Source organism: Leuconostoc inhae, assembly GCF_019656015.1.
Taxonomy (GTDB): domain Bacteria; phylum Bacillota; class Bacilli; order Lactobacillales; family Lactobacillaceae; genus Leuconostoc; species Leuconostoc inhae_A.
The window spans coordinates 122,928-138,830 of sequence record NZ_BPKW01000001.1 but is presented as its reverse complement, the minus strand read 5'-3'; the positions used below and the strand labels follow the sequence as shown (position 1 = coordinate 138,830).

General features: G+C 36.5%; 14 protein-coding genes. 3 read left to right on the top strand and 11 right to left on the bottom strand.

The genetic code is table 11. The features are described from left to right. Nucleotides 1–40: 40 nt before the first annotated feature. Nucleotides 41–568: a peptide-methionine (S)-S-oxide reductase MsrA gene (gene msrA / locus K5Q14_RS00670; RefSeq protein ID WP_220733908.1), complete on the bottom strand. Its 528-nt coding sequence runs from the start codon at nt 566–568 to the stop codon at nt 41–43. Between the two features lie 76 nt (nt 569–644). Then, nucleotides 645–1,598 (bottom strand): ketopantoate reductase family protein, encoded by a 954-nt coding sequence (locus K5Q14_RS00665; RefSeq protein WP_220733907.1) that lies wholly within the window; start codon nt 1,596–1,598, stop codon nt 645–647. A 306-nt stretch (nt 1,599–1,904) separates the two neighbouring features. Here K5Q14_RS00665 and K5Q14_RS09870 point away from each other — a divergent pair, with 306 nt between their 5' ends. Then, the gene (locus tag K5Q14_RS09870; RefSeq protein ID WP_281419669.1) at nt 1,905–2,033 is read left to right on the top strand and encodes a hypothetical protein; all 129 of its coding nucleotides are present in this window, start codon (nt 1,905–1,907) and stop codon (nt 2,031–2,033) included. 57 nt (nt 2,034–2,090) lie between these two features. Further along, a complete protein-coding gene (locus K5Q14_RS00660; protein ID WP_220733906.1) occupies nt 2,091–3,785 on the top strand; it encodes an oleate hydratase in 1,695 nt (564 codons plus the stop codon). Nucleotides 3,786–3,870: 85 nt separating this feature from the next. On the opposite strand, the gene K5Q14_RS00655 is transcribed toward K5Q14_RS00660, so the two are convergent. From K5Q14_RS00655 to K5Q14_RS00635, 5 genes are all read right to left on the bottom strand, one after another. Then, nucleotides 3,871–4,914 carry a WxLIP family cell surface protein gene (locus K5Q14_RS00655; protein WP_220733905.1) on the bottom strand — a complete coding sequence of 348 codons (1,044 nt, stop codon included), beginning with the start codon at nt 4,912–4,914 and terminating at the stop codon, nt 3,871–3,873. A gap of 13 nt (nt 4,915–4,927) precedes the next feature. Further along, complete coding sequence (locus K5Q14_RS00650) at nt 4,928–6,649, bottom strand: hypothetical protein (RefSeq protein WP_220733904.1); 1,722 nt, start codon at nt 6,647–6,649, stop codon at nt 4,928–4,930. Between the two features lie 193 nt (nt 6,650–6,842). Next, nucleotides 6,843–7,931 carry a WxLIP family cell surface protein gene (locus K5Q14_RS00645; RefSeq protein ID WP_220733903.1) on the bottom strand — a complete coding sequence of 363 codons (1,089 nt, stop codon included), beginning with the start codon at nt 7,929–7,931 and terminating at the stop codon, nt 6,843–6,845. Nucleotides 7,932–7,939: 8 nt separating this feature from the next. Then, nucleotides 7,940–8,029 (bottom strand): hypothetical protein, encoded by a 90-nt coding sequence (locus K5Q14_RS09910; protein WP_373306149.1) that lies wholly within the window; start codon nt 8,027–8,029, stop codon nt 7,940–7,942. Nucleotides 8,030–8,067: 38 nt separating this feature from the next. Further along, nucleotides 8,068–10,860: a glycoside hydrolase family 70 protein gene (locus tag K5Q14_RS00635; RefSeq protein ID WP_246587505.1), complete on the bottom strand. Its 2,793-nt coding sequence runs from the start codon at nt 10,858–10,860 to the stop codon at nt 8,068–8,070. A 237-nt stretch (nt 10,861–11,097) separates the two neighbouring features. Here K5Q14_RS00635 and K5Q14_RS00630 point away from each other — a divergent pair, with 237 nt between their 5' ends. Next, nucleotides 11,098–11,934: a helix-turn-helix transcriptional regulator gene (locus tag K5Q14_RS00630; RefSeq protein WP_220733902.1), complete on the top strand. Its 837-nt coding sequence runs from the start codon at nt 11,098–11,100 to the stop codon at nt 11,932–11,934. Nucleotides 11,935–12,156: 222 nt separating this feature from the next. Here the strand turns inward: K5Q14_RS00630 and trmD are convergent, their stop codons facing one another. The 4 genes from trmD to K5Q14_RS00610 all read right to left on the bottom strand — a co-directional run bounded on the left by trmD (nt 12,157) and on the right by K5Q14_RS00610 (nt 15,843). Continuing rightward, complete coding sequence (gene trmD, locus K5Q14_RS00625) at nt 12,157–12,882, bottom strand: tRNA (guanosine(37)-N1)-methyltransferase TrmD (RefSeq protein ID WP_220733901.1); 726 nt, start codon at nt 12,880–12,882, stop codon at nt 12,157–12,159. Further along, a complete protein-coding gene (gene rimM, locus K5Q14_RS00620) occupies nt 12,882–13,403 on the bottom strand; it encodes a ribosome maturation factor RimM (RefSeq protein WP_220733900.1) in 522 nt (173 codons plus the stop codon). Before rimM ends, trmD begins: the two co-directional genes overlap by 1 nt. Beyond that, nucleotides 13,400–13,924 carry a methylated-DNA--[protein]-cysteine S-methyltransferase gene (locus tag K5Q14_RS00615; RefSeq protein WP_220733899.1) on the bottom strand — a complete coding sequence of 175 codons (525 nt, stop codon included), beginning with the start codon at nt 13,922–13,924 and terminating at the stop codon, nt 13,400–13,402. Before K5Q14_RS00615 ends, rimM begins: the two co-directional genes overlap by 4 nt. A gap of 140 nt (nt 13,925–14,064) precedes the next feature. Beyond that, entirely contained in the window at nt 14,065–15,843 is a 1,779-nt protein-coding gene (locus tag K5Q14_RS00610) for a DNA-binding protein (protein WP_220733898.1), read from the bottom strand. Between the last annotated feature and the right edge of the window lie 60 nt (nt 15,844–15,903).

Here is a 15,903-nt window from a genome sequence, read left to right as displayed (position 1 = left end):
GACACAATCCAAATACAAAATAAAAAACAGCCTTCGCTGTTTAATTTTTATGCCAATTTTGTTGTTGAAATGCTAAACGCTGTGCCATTTCTAGGGCTTCACGCGAGGGATCTTTTTTGTAAAAGTCTTGATGATATTCCTCGGCTTCATAAAAAGGTTTTGCATCTTCAATTGTAGTTAAAATAGGTTTATCAAATCGACCAGAAGCAGCAAGTGCTGTTCTTGACTTTTCAGCAATGTCACGTTGCTCATCATTTGCTACAAAAATAACTGGTCGATAACTGTCGCCACGATCTTGGAATTGACCCATAGCATCTGTCGGATCAGTTTGTTCCCAATAAATCGACACCAATTCATCATATGTTATCTTTTGTGGATCAAACACTATTTTAACAGCTTCAGTGTGACCAGTCGTATGTGAGCAAACTTCTTCATATGTTGGATTAACAGTATGTCCACCGGTATAACCCGATCGCACTTTTTCAATTCCTGGTAATGAATCAAATGGCTGTACCATGCACCAGAAGCAACCACCGGCAAAAATTGCAGACTCAAATTCTTGTGTCATATTTATCCTCCACTGAATTATATTTTGTAAATAAAAAAAGAAACATGTCGTTTCTCACATCATACTATAATCTAAATCAAATTTCAAAGGTTTCTTGTTTTTTAGCCACTTTCACACGTTCAATATCTTCCTTAGCATGAACAAGCGCTGTCACTAAGCTATTAAATGGTGTAGCAATCTGTTCTTGACGACCAATTTTAGCAAAAAAGCCATTCAAAAAATCAATTTCAGTACGCTTACCATTTTGAATATCTTGATACATAGATGGATAATGGTTGCCCGCATTTTCTGGCTTTAAGAGGTTAGTTAAATCATTCATAATCCCAGTGATATCAACCTTAACACCTTGTGTTGCACCAACTTTTTGAATTTCGTCAAGTATTTGCAGCGCCAAATCCATACCATTGCCTGCTGTACCAAATTCAGCAATGTTAGCATTTAATAATACGGATAAGGGGTTCAAAACTGAATTAATGCCTGCTTTATGCCAAATAGCAGTTAACACATCTTGCGTGATTTCAACGTTTAAGCCAGCCTCATTTAAGGCAGCAGCTACAGGAGCCGCATCAGCGTTTCCAATCGCTTGTAACTTAACCGAACCGCTACCTGTTGTATGTATTTCACCAGGTTTAACAAGCGTTGAGGTCCAAAGTGTCACGCCAGCTAAAATTTGATTGCGAGCGACATGCTTTTCAATCACCTCAATGTTACCCAAACCATTAGATAAAACTAATAGTTGTGTTTTTTTCGTAATAATTGGGGCAATATCTGTCAACATGCGGTCTAATTGGGGCGTCTTTGTCAATAAAATAATTAAATCAAATTCGCCGGTAATTTCTGTTGGCGTTACAACTGGTACAAAGTATTTTTTTGGTGGTAAATCATCGTGCACAACTGTTAAACCAGTCGTATTGATTGCGGCAATATGCGCTGGCCAACCATCAATACCAGTCACTTCATGCCCAGCTGTTTGTAGCTTGACACCTAATCGTGAACCAAGTGCACCAAATCCTGCAATTGCTATTTTCATACTTTATTATACTGCGTACTTAACTACGTACGCTTCCTCCATTTCGTTTAGGTCAGCTTTGTCTCAGTCAACTCATTGAAACAGCGACAATATCATTAATATTACATCTCTAGCTTATCATATTTACGACGGGTATGTATCAATTAGTCAGCTTGTTTTCACGTTAAAAGCACGCTGTTATCTGCATTATTTATTGAAAGCGCAAATCAGTTATTGTGTCATGAAAGCGTTATAATAAGTGTTAAGAGAGCTTGATCAATTGCGATCAAACATCCAATACTTGCTTTTGAAAGGCGGTTTGAATTCATGAATAAATCTTTAGGTACACTATTGTTGGTTTCTGGTTCACTAGTCATCATCGGTGGCTATTTGGCACATAAATTGTCGCTTTTTAAGTGTGATGATTCAGAGGATTATAAAAAATTTGAAAGTTAATATCATGGCATTTTTAACTTGTGAACTCAGAACTATTTTATGAATAGGAGATTTCTAATGCGTAAAAAGAAAGCTATAATGATCGGTGCTGGTATCGCTAATATGGCCGCTGCTGTCTATTTAATTCAAGAGGGCCATTGGTCAGGGAAAGATATCACTTTTTATTCGCTTGACCAGCATGGCTCTAATGATGGTGATACAACTGATTCTGCCACTGACGATTACTGGAATCAAAATCACCCATTGGAAAACAAAGAAGGTTATGTTGCCCGTGGCGGCCGTATGCTAAATTATCGGACCTATGTTGACTTGATGGATTTACTCGATCGTATCCCCTCAACGACTGAACCTGGTATGACGGCTGCAGAAGATACACGTGATTTTGATGCTAAACATCCAACATTTGATAAAGCGCGTCTTTTGCAATCTGGTCATGGTATTCTCAATGCCAGTAAATTAGGTTTCAATCGTTTGGACCGGCAATTATTAACCCAACTAATCTTAATGCCTGATGAAGATGAGACAAAACTAGACAATTTAACTATTGCACAATATTTTGAAAATGATCCTCACTTTTTCGAAACAAATTTTTGGTTTATGTGGGAAACAACTTTTGCTTTTCGCACAAAAAGTTCAGCACAAGAACTGCGCCGCTATATGCACCAAATGATCTATGAATTTTCACAAATCGAACATTTGGTTGGTGTTAATCGTACACGTTATAACCAATATGAAAGTATCATGCTGCCTTTGATTAATTATTTAAAAGCACAAGGTTGCCAAATCATTTTAGATCGTCGCGTCATCGCATTCGAATTTAAAGAAACGGCGATGACGGACGAGATTACCGTAACTGGTTTAAAAATGATTAATACAATCACAAATGAAACAGAACACATATCAATTGATAATGATACTGGCGTTTTATTTACAAACGGATCTATTACAGATTCAGCAACGCTTGGTGATTACAACACACCTGCGCCAGAAAACATGGATTATGGTGCAGCTTCAAGTTTGTGGCAGCAAGCAACAAAACATTTCTATAACCTTGGAAATCCTGATAAATTTTTCGCAGATCGTGATGCAAGTGAATGGGTTAGCTTTACGCTGACAACCAAAAATCATTTATTATTAAACGAAATTACACGTATCACAACACAACTACCTGGTAATGCACTAAATTCGTTCTTATCTACCACACCAATAACGCCATTAGGACAAATTGACGTCGATATGTCAATTGTCGTTCATCACCAACCTCATTTTACGAGTCAACAACCAAACGAAACAGTTATTTGGGGATACTTCTTGTACCCTAGAAGAGACAGCTCGCTTTTTGAAAAACCTTACTTAGAGCTAACTGGGAAAGAGATGGTGTTAGAATTAATTTCACACCTATCTCAGGTCGACCCTGGGCCAATAAATATTAAAGAGCGCGAAACAGAAATTTTAGACAGTGTCGTCAATAATATTCCCGTCTATATGCCTTATGCCTCAGCATTGTTTAATAATCGTGCTAAAATAGATCGCCCAGAAGTCATTCCAGATCATTCTACTAATTTAGCTTTTACTGGAGAATTTGTTGAACAACCCTATCAAATGGTATTTACAGAACAAAGTGCTGTTCGTTCGGGTGAAATTGCAGCCTATCATTTTGCTGGTGTCCCTATGAGCAAATTGATTAAAACGCCTAAATATGATCATGATATTAAAACGTTACTTAGAGCAACAAAAAAGATGTTTTCTTGATTGATAACACCAGTCATTTAGTTGGTGTAACATTAAAAGGTTCGATGGCCACACATAAATGTGGCATCGAACCTTTTAAAATAATCTATTTCTTAAATTTTTTATTTTGTTTAATTAAAATAATTATTAATAATATAATAACCAATAGCAACAAGACACCTATGAGAATATAGCCCCAATTGTTATTGTTCGTATTTGCTTTCAAATCAACATCAGATTGATTAAGCGTTTTGGCTTCTGTTGATTTTATTTTGAAGTCTCTGGTAAAATGCCACGTTTTTGGCTTATCGTAAGCAGTACCAGTAACAGCTAATTTCAAAGTATAACTGCCCGGCTTCATCTCTGTACCTTTTAATGCAACTGGATACTTGAAATTACTATTTGGTGCCATTTGCATATCATTAGTCAACGATGAATATACCGATGATTTACCACCCTTAGCATATATTTTAGCGTCTACCTTAACCTTTGATAGCAGAATCGCTTGATCATTTTGAATGTTAGCATTAATAACATTGCGGCCATTATTCTGACTAGGCTTAACTGTTAATAAATTTAAGTTAGGAGTCACTTGATCATCTGTTTCTTTCAAACTAAGTGCCACGGCATAAGCATAGTGGTTTTGAACACTAGTGCCTTTAGTTGTAGCACTACTTGTCACTTCGCTTTCTTTTTGTTGAAAAACAATCCCACCTAAAATAATACCACTATACTTTTCCTTAGGCATTGTCACATCAAAAGGGACGTCGGTTGTGCCATTGGCAGGAACACTGACGCTACTGGGATACTTTACTAAGTCGGTGACAGGGTATTTTAATGATTTGTCAGCTTGTATCGTTGTTTTACCATATTCAACCACACCATTAAAATTTGTTTTGGCACTATTAACCCCAACGTTTATAGTAATAGGCTTTGATGTCGTGTTGGTCAACTTAACTGTGAGTCGTTGTTGTTGTTTAGGCGCTACTTTTAAATTAAAAAAAGTTTTGTTTTTGTCAATTTGGTTATCAGGAATGTTTGTATTAACTGTAAATGGCATTTCAGCAGCATCAACTGTGGGCTGTAAAATGATTAATATCACAAAAAGGGAAAGTATAACTAAAAAATATTTAACGAAGAGGTTTTTCATAGTTGTTTCCTCACTATGGTGTATCTTTTATCGTCCATGTCATGTCTGCTGTGTATTGCCCCACCTGCGGAACATTCCTTAAATTAGCAATTTGAAATTCATAGTATGGATTACTTTGATGTGATTTGTTCCAAGACCAATCTTTAAACGGATACCACGCCGGTTCTGTATTACCACTCCAACGCCAGTAATTAATTTCTCCTACGGATCGGCTGATATCTGTCGTTTTATTATTTGCTAGATTCATTGGATCTGTGTATATCAAGTTCCAAGTTAGTGCCTGTTGTGCATCCAATACAGCACCATTCAATTTTTGATTAGATACTGTTAACCCAATCTTCATGCTACTGTCTTTGGGCCCGGCAACAACCATACCTGTTTGTTCATCGGCTGTCCAATCTTTGGTCAGCGTGTTAGTAGAATTGATAGGTACTGCTCCAAAGTTAATTGTTTTTGGGACAACTAATGTTTCCTTGGGTGTATTGTCGTCATTGCTTGATGGCACATCAATATCTGAAAAATTATTGAGCGGATCCTGGTTCCATGGCGTGTAATTAACCACACCAGCCACTATACTTCCCTTATAACCAGGTAGATCAACGACTGCTGCAGGAGCAAACACCATCCCTAAATTATAATTTATATATGAAGCACTAATTTTCTTATCAAATTGTTTATTATTGTTATTGTCATAGAAATTAATCATAACTTTTTTATCTGACAAAGTTGTATTTTGGTTCTGAGACTCGATATTCACATCTGTTGTTGCATTTAAATTAGCTACAACCGTTTTTACATCCGCCGGCATATTCGATGATGTTGAATTGAAGAAGGCTTTCAGGTCAATCAAACTCTTAAAATTGACGTACAACACACCATTAACCGGTTTCAAATTAGCAAGGTCAACATTTTGATTCCAGTTACCCGCATTTGTAATTATTGGGTTGTTTTCTTGTGCAATTTCAGAAATTATTTTTGAATTTTCTTTTAAACGATTGAACTCATTATTAAAATTTACTTGTGCATTGGTTTCACGAGACAACCCATCAATTGATATCATTAATGTGTCTGTCCCATTTGTTAGTTGGTTGAGACCGTTGTTATAACTAAACTTGTTGCCAAATATTAACTTATTGCCATTGTTTGGAATATTACTATTTGGCGCACTGCCCTTAAATTCAGATTGAATATATGAAGGTCGCATATTATCTCCAATAGCGCCATTCCAGCTATTAGTATTGGATAAACTTTGAGTCGCAAAACTACCTTTTATCCCACCCGAAGTAATAATCTGATTAGCAAAAACATTAAAATTTGCAGCAATTCCAAATATACCAGTCGGATTGATTGATAAGTTTTGTGCCCAACTACCCGCATCAGGTAACCCCGAGTCAACAGCCGTAGCTCTAGTAGTAATTTTTGCACTTGGTTCATTTGAACTGACAGCGGCACTGGTTGTCAAACTACTACTACTGTTACTGTTACTGTTACTGTTACTGTTACTGTTACTGTTACTGTTACTGTTACTGTTACTGTTACTGTTACTGTTACTCATTGTGTCAGCATCAGAGGTACTAGATGATGATTCGTTAGCTAAAGGTTTTATTTCATACTGACTGGGCAATCCTGAACGTGTATACGTTTGAGGCTTGTTATCTGTACACTGAAAATAGATTGTGCCACTTAAAAATATCATAGAGGCTACCACAATCATAATCCTTCTCTTATGAGCCATACAATACCGCCCCTTCTCATTGCGTTCAATTATACTTGTAAAATATTGCTAAAATAATTGCTTTGATCTCACTATTTTATTTACTATCTGCACCTACAAGCACTTTGTAATTTTAAAAAAAAAGCAAAATCTCTTTTGCTTTTAAATAAATTTACACACAATTCAATCATCTAAACATAGTTAATATATGAACTTACGTTGAACTACTATCTTTTGAATTTGACTGTTTACGCTTTAGAATAAACAATATAAATAATATAATAGCAACAACAATCAGTATAACTACAATAATAATTGTAATGAGGTTCATGTGCCCATTTGTATTAGCAGAAACATTAACATCTGATTGATTAAAATTCGCAGCTTCTTGACGTTTTATTGTAAATTGCTTTGTAAAGTGCCAAGTTTTTGGATCTTTATAAGCTGTACCCGTCACTGCTAACTCTAATCGATACTTTCCAGGCGCCATCTGTGTACCTTGCAACGATACAGGATACTTGAACTGACTATTAGGTGCAATCTGCATATCAGATTTGATAGCAGTATATACTGGTTTTTTACCCTTTTCAGAGTATATTTTAGCATCCATCTTAACATTTGACATTAATAACGATTGGTCATTTTGTAAATTAATGTTAATCGCATTATGACCATTATTTTGGCCTGCTTTTATTGACTTTAAATTAATATTAGGTTTTACTTGTTCATCAGATTCTTTCAACATCATAGCCACAGCATAAGCATATTTATTTTTAATGTTAGCATTATCACTTGATGATTCTGATTTATCACTGTTTGCTTGATTAAATGTAATACCACCTAATAAAATCCCTTGATAAGCATCTTTTGGCATTGAAATCACAAAAGAAATATTCTGTGACTTGCCTGCTGGTATAGTGATACTTTTTGGGTAAGAAATAAAATCACTTAATTTGTGTTGCAATGATGTATCCCAATTTGTCAATGATTTAGAATAATCAACTGTTCCGTTCATCGTTGTCGATGCCGTTTGAACATTAATATTCACTGTGGTTGCCTTTTGAGTGACATTATATACTGTTGCAGTAACTGTTTGTTTTTGTCCTGGTAACATTTTCAATTGATAAAATTCATTGTTCTTATCAATCTGATTATCTGGCAAATTTGTTTTAACAGTGAAAGATATCCCCGAACCGGTTGTTGATGTATCAGCTTGCGCAATAACCGGAAATACTGACAAAACAAATAAAACAACCAATAAAGACCACATATATTGAAACTTTGATAACCACTTAACAATCATGGTCCTAATTAGTTCCCTGACTGTGGATTAACAGATAGTGTCCAGGTAATATCTGAGCTATATGTTGCCTCAGATTGCGTATTCTTTGGCACATACAACCCAACGCTGACAGCAGAAGTGCTCTGATCACCAGCTGTTAATAAATGTGTTCCTGTACTCCCCTGACGTTGGTATACTCATCTGCTTGTGTTGGCATTGCTTGAAAGTTAGAGAAACCTTCATAAATGACTTGAGAATCCAATGCTGCATTAGAATGATACGTGCTGCCATCAGTTGACGTTGTTGTGCTACTTGCTGTTCTCACATCTTGATTTGCACTGGCACCAACTGGTACCCAAGCAGCCAAGTAGCCAGAAACTTGTGGATCATTAATACCATAGACCATATCTGACTTGAAGATCAGTTGTCCCAAATCGTTTGTCCGCACAACGGGCGAACCAGCATCATCATTATAAATTTGCAAACCAGCTTGCGTGCTTAACATCAAGGCACGGTAATCTTGATTTTTATGTGCAGCACCCATATTCAATACAACTTGCTCATCGTTATTTAAATTCAAATCAGTCTTGTTACTGATCACCACACCAATACCCGATGTCCGTGTTTCATCATTGCCAGCGTCTGTAGCAGTCATAGAACCGGTTCCATAACGGACCGAAGTGAGTACCCCTTGATTGTCATGTAAGTATGATGTGCCCATACTTTGACCACCGGACACGTATTTAACACGAGATTTCAACAATGATGTGATGGCATCATAATATGGTGATTGCTTGGCCATATATTGCCCATCATCAGTATATAAATCACCATAATAGACACGTGGAATTGTATCCTTATTAGTTAATAACAAAGCATAAGATGATGGTATATTATAGGCAGTGTATTCTTTATCCGCTTTTAATTCATCGGCATTATAGATTGCAAAGGCTTTCTCAATTTCATCAGGTGTGACCGTTAAACCATCTGAATTTGGATTGATTTTATCTTTAACAATTTGTGCAATAACAGTTTGTACTTCACTATCATGGGCACGGATGAACGAGTAGTTTGGTTGTGCTGTATTTTCGGTTGAATCTGCTGTGCGATCGACCAAACTATTCGTAATTGTTGACTCCAAACCACTACGTTGATCAGCTGGCACGTTCAAGGCATATTTCAAACCAAGATGAATTGGAAAATCCATTGTCAATTGATTATTGCCATGCGCTTTGATATATGCAGCATCTTTAGCTTCCCAATCCTCTAAGATTGACAAATGTGCATTAGCTTGGCTGTCACTTTGATCTATTTTATAAGCTGCTTTGAAGTAATCGCTGGCAACTTGCAACAAATCAGAATCTACATTATCAACGGCATCCACGCGGTAACCATCAAAATTACCAGTTGGATCATTTTGCGTAATACTACCAATGTTCATCATGTAATACAACCAGTTTAATTGTTCAGCTTGCACGACTGGATTTGAATTGTCCACATCGTTAGCTAACAACATCTCATAACCGCCCTGTTGACTTGAATCAGTAATTTGACCATTTTGATTAATGGGTGTGCGGTTTAATAAACGATCGTCAGAATTAGCATCTGGCGTTTTATCGCTATTAACATATAGTAATGCGCCACCTTGCAAATGATCATTTGATTTAGATTCACTGCTAATATTCCAATTAGATTGACTATTAACCCATTGTGACATATCTGTTTTTAGCCAATCTGTATTATTCCCAGACAAACTAATTTTTTGTTCAATATTTTTCTGAACTGACATGGCGCTATTCGTTAAATCAGCTGTTTGCGTACTATTTGAAACAGCAACATCATCTTCTAACAGACCAACAGACTGCATATATTTGAGGTAAGCAACTTGTGTATCTTTATCAGGCCACCATGACATTAACAATGGTCGTAAATCAGTAGCAGTTGATGGTGTCCATGTCGTACCTGACTTCAAGATATCCTTAGGTCGATACCAACTATTAGCTGTCAAGTACCCATCAACATTTGTGAAGCTATCAGCTGTTAAATCATAAGCTGCGTTGTGTGCGTTGTCAATGTTAGTTAAACCATCGGCGTATTGACGATCATTCGATGTCAATTCACCAGTTGTCTTATCAAAATAAAGTACTTGGCCATCAACAACAGCAGTGAAATTCTTTTTGACTTGCCCATTCTCATCTACAAAATAAGTTTTGCCATCAATTTGTTTGATGTTTGGTGAGTCACTTTCTATTTTGTCAAGCTGTGGTGCTTCTTGACTAGTCTCCTTCTTATCAGTTAATGATGCCGTGTTATCAACTTTGTCTGTTTTTGGTGTATTAGCTGGTGCATAGACCGTTGACGTTTGGTCTTTTGTTGGCGTTTCTGTTGTTGTATCAGCTGGTTTGTCAGATGTTACTTGTGATTCTGTGGCTTTATCAGGCACTGGTGCTTCTGCTGGCTTATCTGACGTTACCTGTGGTTCTGTTGCTTTATCAGGCGCTGGTACTTCTGCTGGCTTGTCTGACGTTGCCTGTGGTTCTGTTGCTTTATCAGAAGCTGGTACTTCTACTGGCTTGTCTGACGTTGCCTGTGGTTCTGTTGCTTTATCAGAAGCTGGTACTTCTACTGGCTTATCCGGCGTTGCCTGTACTTCTGTTGCTTTATCAGGCGCTGGTACTTCTGTCGTTTTATTCGGCGCCGCCTGTGGTTCTGTTGCTTTATCAGGCGTTGGTGCTTCTACTGGCTTATCTGACGCTGCTTGTACTTCTGCCGGTTGAGCTTTTGTAGGGTCTGCCTTAGCAGCTGTGGTGATAGTTCCCCCCGTTGTATCAGCACTAATATCAGATATCGTGGCCCCAAAAATGGCTAAGGAAAAGATACCAGCTGTCACTAGCATTTTCCCTGATTTATACAGTTTCTTACGTTCACATACTGCTATTTTATTTCTCATGTTTTTATTACCATTCTTCCCTTTTCTTATTTTTTCTTTAAAATTCCATTATATCTTTTAGGAATTTTTTTGTACTTGTAAAAGTGATTAACCTTTACCATGTCATTCTACAACGCATACTGTGCAATTATTCACTTTATTCAATATTGATTATCCAATAATGAATAAGTCAAAATTATGTCAAAATGCGGGATAATAATTAATTGTTATATTTTTTACAAACAGAAAGGAAATACTATGCAAAAAGATGGCAATTTCAATTTAATAAGGGAACGGCGCAAGATCAAAAACATCTCGCAAAGTGAATTAGGCAGGATAATCGGTTCACAGGCAATGGTTTCGAGAATAGAAAATGGGCAAATATTACCAAACCTTCAGACTATCCATCTTATTTGTAAAACATTGGATCTCACAGTTGAAGAGTATTTTGACACCTACTATAAGGATGGCACAGATATTACTGAATTTAGAAATGATCTCAATGACAAATATCTGTCTACTGACATAATCGCTTTAGAACAGAACTATTTAGACATAAAATCAACTAACACGCTCACACTTAAACATAAACACCAAATGCTTATGATACAGGCAACCATTTATCATACGACGTTCAAGTTAGCGTCATTAAATGATCAAAATTCACTTTTAAAATATTTTGATCAAATCATGAGATGGCAACTTTATGATATTTATTTATTAGAATGTACTCTAAATATGATACCTTCTGAAAAGATAAAACCATACATTTCTGATATTTTAGCGCAATACATAAGGATAGAAAACAAAGCATGTGCAAGTGATATCATTATGACGTTAATTATTAAATATCTGGAAAGTAGCATTGTACAAAAAAAAGATGTGCTTACTGATTGGATACTTTTAAAATTAGATGACTTAAAAATCAAGGAAAATTCAAATTCCAAATTATGGCTATTGTTTTTAACTGCACTATATAAGCATGATACAAAAAAAATCAGCCAAGCATACACTGTGACAGATTATTTGGATAACCCCGCTATTAAAAAAAAATTCGATCTTATTCAGTCAACTTACTTAAACGAACGCGATTGATAAATTCTTTATTTCTCATTAATTAAAATGGTTTTTTATTCATTTTTATCATTTTATATAAACATGTAAAAAATATAATAAGTTTTAAATGTGAAAGGCCTAAAATATTTAACGATATTTTAGGCCTTTCGTATTGATATTAATCACTTATAACGCTAAAAAAAATGACAAGCAGGATCTGCTTGTCATTTTAAAATAAGTCACGGTACCGCGCTTAAACGCTTACTCGTGCTTTACGTCATCTAGTAAATTGCGTTCTTGGTTGGTGAGTTGACGTTTTTCTAGTAAGTCTGGGCGGCGTTGCCATGTTCTTCTTAATGACTCTTTTAGTCGCCACTCAGCGATTTTTGCGTGATTTCCACTCAGCAACACATCAGGTACCTTACGACCACGAAATTCAGCTGGTCGCGTATACTGGGGGAACTCTAACAAATTATCTTGAAATGAATCTTCAGCAGCACTAACATTGTTACCTAATACATCAGGCAAAAAACGGGCTGTAGCATCAATAATAACCATAGCGCCGAGCTCACCACCTGTCAAAACGTAATCGCCCAATGAGATTTCATCATCAACTAATTCACGAATACGCTCATCATATCCTTCATAGTGTCCCGCAATAAAGGTCACATGCTCTTTTTGCGCTAACTCTTCTGCTACATGGTGATCAAATTGACGACCTGCTGGGTCAAGCAACACAACATGTCCTTTGTCGCCAGCTTGTTTTTCAACAGCAGCCATTGCGTCAAATATTGGTTGTGCCATAAGCAACATACCCGCACCACCGCCAAATGGATAATCATCAACGTTGTTATGCTTGTTTTCAGTATAATCACGAAAATCTGTCACATGAAAATCTAAAGCACCTTTATCAATTGCTTTACCTAAAATTGACTGCTTTAATGGTGTAAACATATCAGGAAATAAACTTAAAACATCAATTCTCATTAATCCAATAGTCCTTCCAGTGCATCAATGGTTACTAATTTCTCAGCAACATCGACGTTTTTTACAACATCATCAATCATCGGAATCAATGCATCTGATTGACCATCACGTGATACAACCCAAACATCATTTGCGCCAGTCTCCATGATTTCAGAAATAATACCGATATCATTGCCCTCTAAATCAACGACGCGACAGCCAATGATTTCGTTATAATAATATTCGTCATCACCTAATTCTTCACGTTCACCGCCAATAACATAGATATCATGTGTTTTATACTTTTCAATTTCATTGATGTTTGTCACACCATCAAAAAGAACTAACCACATATTTTTATGCACACGAGATGCCTGCACTTTAACAGGCACAAAGCCCTGCTTTGTCTCTATTTGCAATTCTGACCCTTTTTTAAAACGATCAGCTGCAAAATCTGTAATGGCCATGATCTTTACTTCACCACGGATACCATGTGTATTAACAATCGTGCCAACTTTAAAATAATTTTCTGTATTTGTCATATTGCTATTATATCAGATTTTTCAGTCTGCTTGCTAGCCATCATGGCCTGATCTAGTTGTCTTAAATTTTGTTTCATCTCCGACCCATAACGGAATTTACCAATACCCCCACTTTTAGGTACGATACGATGACAGGCATTAATAATTGTCAAAGGATTTTTTCCAACTGCCGATGCCACGGCACGGATTGCCGTAGGATGATTAGCACGACTGGCCAACTGCGTATACGTTAACGTGTCATTCGGCAACATATCATGCATGGCAGTCCATATATCACGTTGAAATGCGGTGCCTTTCAAATAGTCAATTTTCAACTGTGACAAATCAACTGTCTCACCCGCTGCATAACGTTTAAAAGCAATCATCTCGGGTAACGTCGCCCGCGTGACTTGTTCGTTTGGGTAGAACAAATGAAATTCTTTCACCCCATCAATAGCTAGGCTTATAAAAACCAGCGCGTCATTTTGTTTAAAAATCGTCAATTGGCTGTCCAAAAATGGTATTATGTCATACATTATCATAATTTATTTGCTCCTATTTGTTTAATCATAGTAGTCATCTAAAAATCGATTTAATTTTACTACACTTTTATACTACACACTACACTTTTTTACTACACTTTATGATAACAAAAAGACGACCGCATCAGTCGTCCTAAATTTTATTTTAAACCTTTAATTGTTATATCATCAATTGTTGCGATTTTCGCGTTGTCCAGTAGGTTAGCTTTAAAGCTAACTTCGTCGCCTGCCTTTAAGAAAACAACTGTAGGACTACTGTCTGAATCAATTTTGAAGACTGTTGATTGATTTTCAAGCATGAAATTCACAATCGTTGTTTTGCCATCATTGGTCACCGCGACGCGCGATACCTTGCCGGTCATTTCTTTTTCTGTTTTAGGGTCGGTTGATCGATTATTAGAAGTAGATTCCGCTAAATCTTTACGATAATCATCCAAAGATTCTTGTGCGTTATCACCGTCAATGACAATGTCATTATCTATGGCATTAATATATACATATTTTTTAAAAATACCTTTTGTATCCAATAATGATACAACCCAAGTTGGCGTGCCGTCAATGTTATACAAAATCGGCATATGTGCTTGCCATTTCTTTTCTGGATAAATTTTATCCGCAATACTAATGGCACCATCTGAATCCATTAATCCTGAACGCGTATCACGATAGTAAGTCAACTTACCAGTTTTCGCATCAACAAGTGAGTAGCCCAGAGCTGAATCTTGATCATTATTTCCTGATGTAAAATCAGTAAAATACACTAAATGGCCCTTAGAATCAATCAGTGGTGTAATTTGTCCGCCAGAGTAAATACCATTATCCGTCGGTATTTTAACATTGCGTTTCGCACCAAAAGATGTTTGATTCCACCAACCCTTTTGATAACGACCATAGAACTCATTCATTTGATTGGCCGCAGAACTTGTAATTGGTGCATCAATGAACTTTGGTGCTTTATCGGCAGCATAAATTTCAACATCCCCAGTTTGTGCGTTAAGAACAGCAGTCTTAAATTCGTTGAACTTCATGCGCCCTGACACACCATATTCACGATACAGTGTTTGCACATAGTAAGGTTTACCTTTATCATCAATCTCTAAATTCATGCGCCCAGTACTAGCATAAGTTGGTGCCTTAGCATAAATTTTACGTGCGGCATCATCGTTCAAATAAGCCGATGTTGTATATTTCAAAGGTTCTTTCACAAACTTAGGTTGTGCATTAACATCTGTCGCACTAATGATGAAATAACCAGGAACTGATTTGTTTTTGAGCCATTTGAAGAAACCGTTGAATTCAACTGTGGCCACATACACGTACTCACCATTAACCATTTGTGCGGTCATACCATCTAATTCATACATATTCGAATTGGGAATGACGCTAAATTTTTGTTGCATTTTACGTTTAGCCGTATCAGGCGCTAGCGCAATTGGCATATCTTTAGCAGATGTCAATAATTCAGCAGAACGCTTGGTTTGCTTTGGAATTGAATCATATACGTTATTAATACTCGTTATTCGTGTGACAAAAGCAGTCGCACTAACAATTAGCCATAATACAATTGGCGCCAATAATACTAACAAATAGCGTCGCAAAAAATGCGCTTGTTTTTCAGTTACTTTAACATGTCGGTCATGTTGTCCAAGCTCGCGTACTTTATCTACAGCAGATAATCCAGCATTACCAATAAAATTAATGATTGCTGCAACAACAGCTAATAAAATATTGACATTCAATAATGTTGTCAAATTTTTAGGCGGTAATTGTATATAGAGTACCAAGTAAACAAATAGTAATTCGACAACGGTTGTTATAATAAACCACCCCCAACGACGATTTAAAACAACGGCAGCAATATTAACTAATAGTATGCCAATACTAAAAACTAACATCACATTGATAAAATTTAGTAACATAAAGCTCTCCTTCAAAGTCTGTAGTGTACCTATCATCAATTATAAAGTAACAATGATAAC

Coding starts and splice junctions, on each gene's coding strand:
- msrA (WP_220733908.1), bottom strand. CDS start 568: ATGACACAAGAATTTGAGTCTGCAATTTTTGCCGGTGGTTGCTTCTGG.
- K5Q14_RS00665 (WP_220733907.1), bottom strand. CDS start 1,598: ATGAAAATAGCAATTGCAGGATTTGGTGCACTTGGTTCACGATTAGGT.
- K5Q14_RS09870 (WP_281419669.1), top strand. CDS start 1,905: ATGAATAAATCTTTAGGTACACTATTGTTGGTTTCTGGTTCACTAGTC.
- K5Q14_RS00660 (WP_220733906.1), top strand. CDS start 2,091: ATGCGTAAAAAGAAAGCTATAATGATCGGTGCTGGTATCGCTAATATG.
- K5Q14_RS00655 (WP_220733905.1), bottom strand. CDS start 4,914: ATGAAAAACCTCTTCGTTAAATATTTTTTAGTTATACTTTCCCTTTTT.
- K5Q14_RS00650 (WP_220733904.1), bottom strand. CDS start 6,649: ATGGCTCATAAGAGAAGGATTATGATTGTGGTAGCCTCTATGATATTT.
- K5Q14_RS00645 (WP_220733903.1), bottom strand. CDS start 7,931: ATGATTGTTAAGTGGTTATCAAAGTTTCAATATATGTGGTCTTTATTG.
- K5Q14_RS00635 (WP_246587505.1), bottom strand. CDS start 10,860: ATGAGAAATAAAATAGCAGTATGTGAACGTAAGAAACTGTATAAATCA.
- K5Q14_RS00630 (WP_220733902.1), top strand. CDS start 11,098: ATGCAAAAAGATGGCAATTTCAATTTAATAAGGGAACGGCGCAAGATC.
- trmD (WP_220733901.1), bottom strand. CDS start 12,882: ATGAGAATTGATGTTTTAAGTTTATTTCCTGATATGTTTACACCATTA.
- rimM (WP_220733900.1), bottom strand. CDS start 13,403: ATGACAAATACAGAAAATTATTTTAAAGTTGGCACGATTGTTAATACA.
- K5Q14_RS00615 (WP_220733899.1), bottom strand. CDS start 13,924: ATGATAATGTATGACATAATACCATTTTTGGACAGCCAATTGACGATT.
- K5Q14_RS00610 (WP_220733898.1), bottom strand. CDS start 15,843: ATGTTACTAAATTTTATCAATGTGATGTTAGTTTTTAGTATTGGCATA.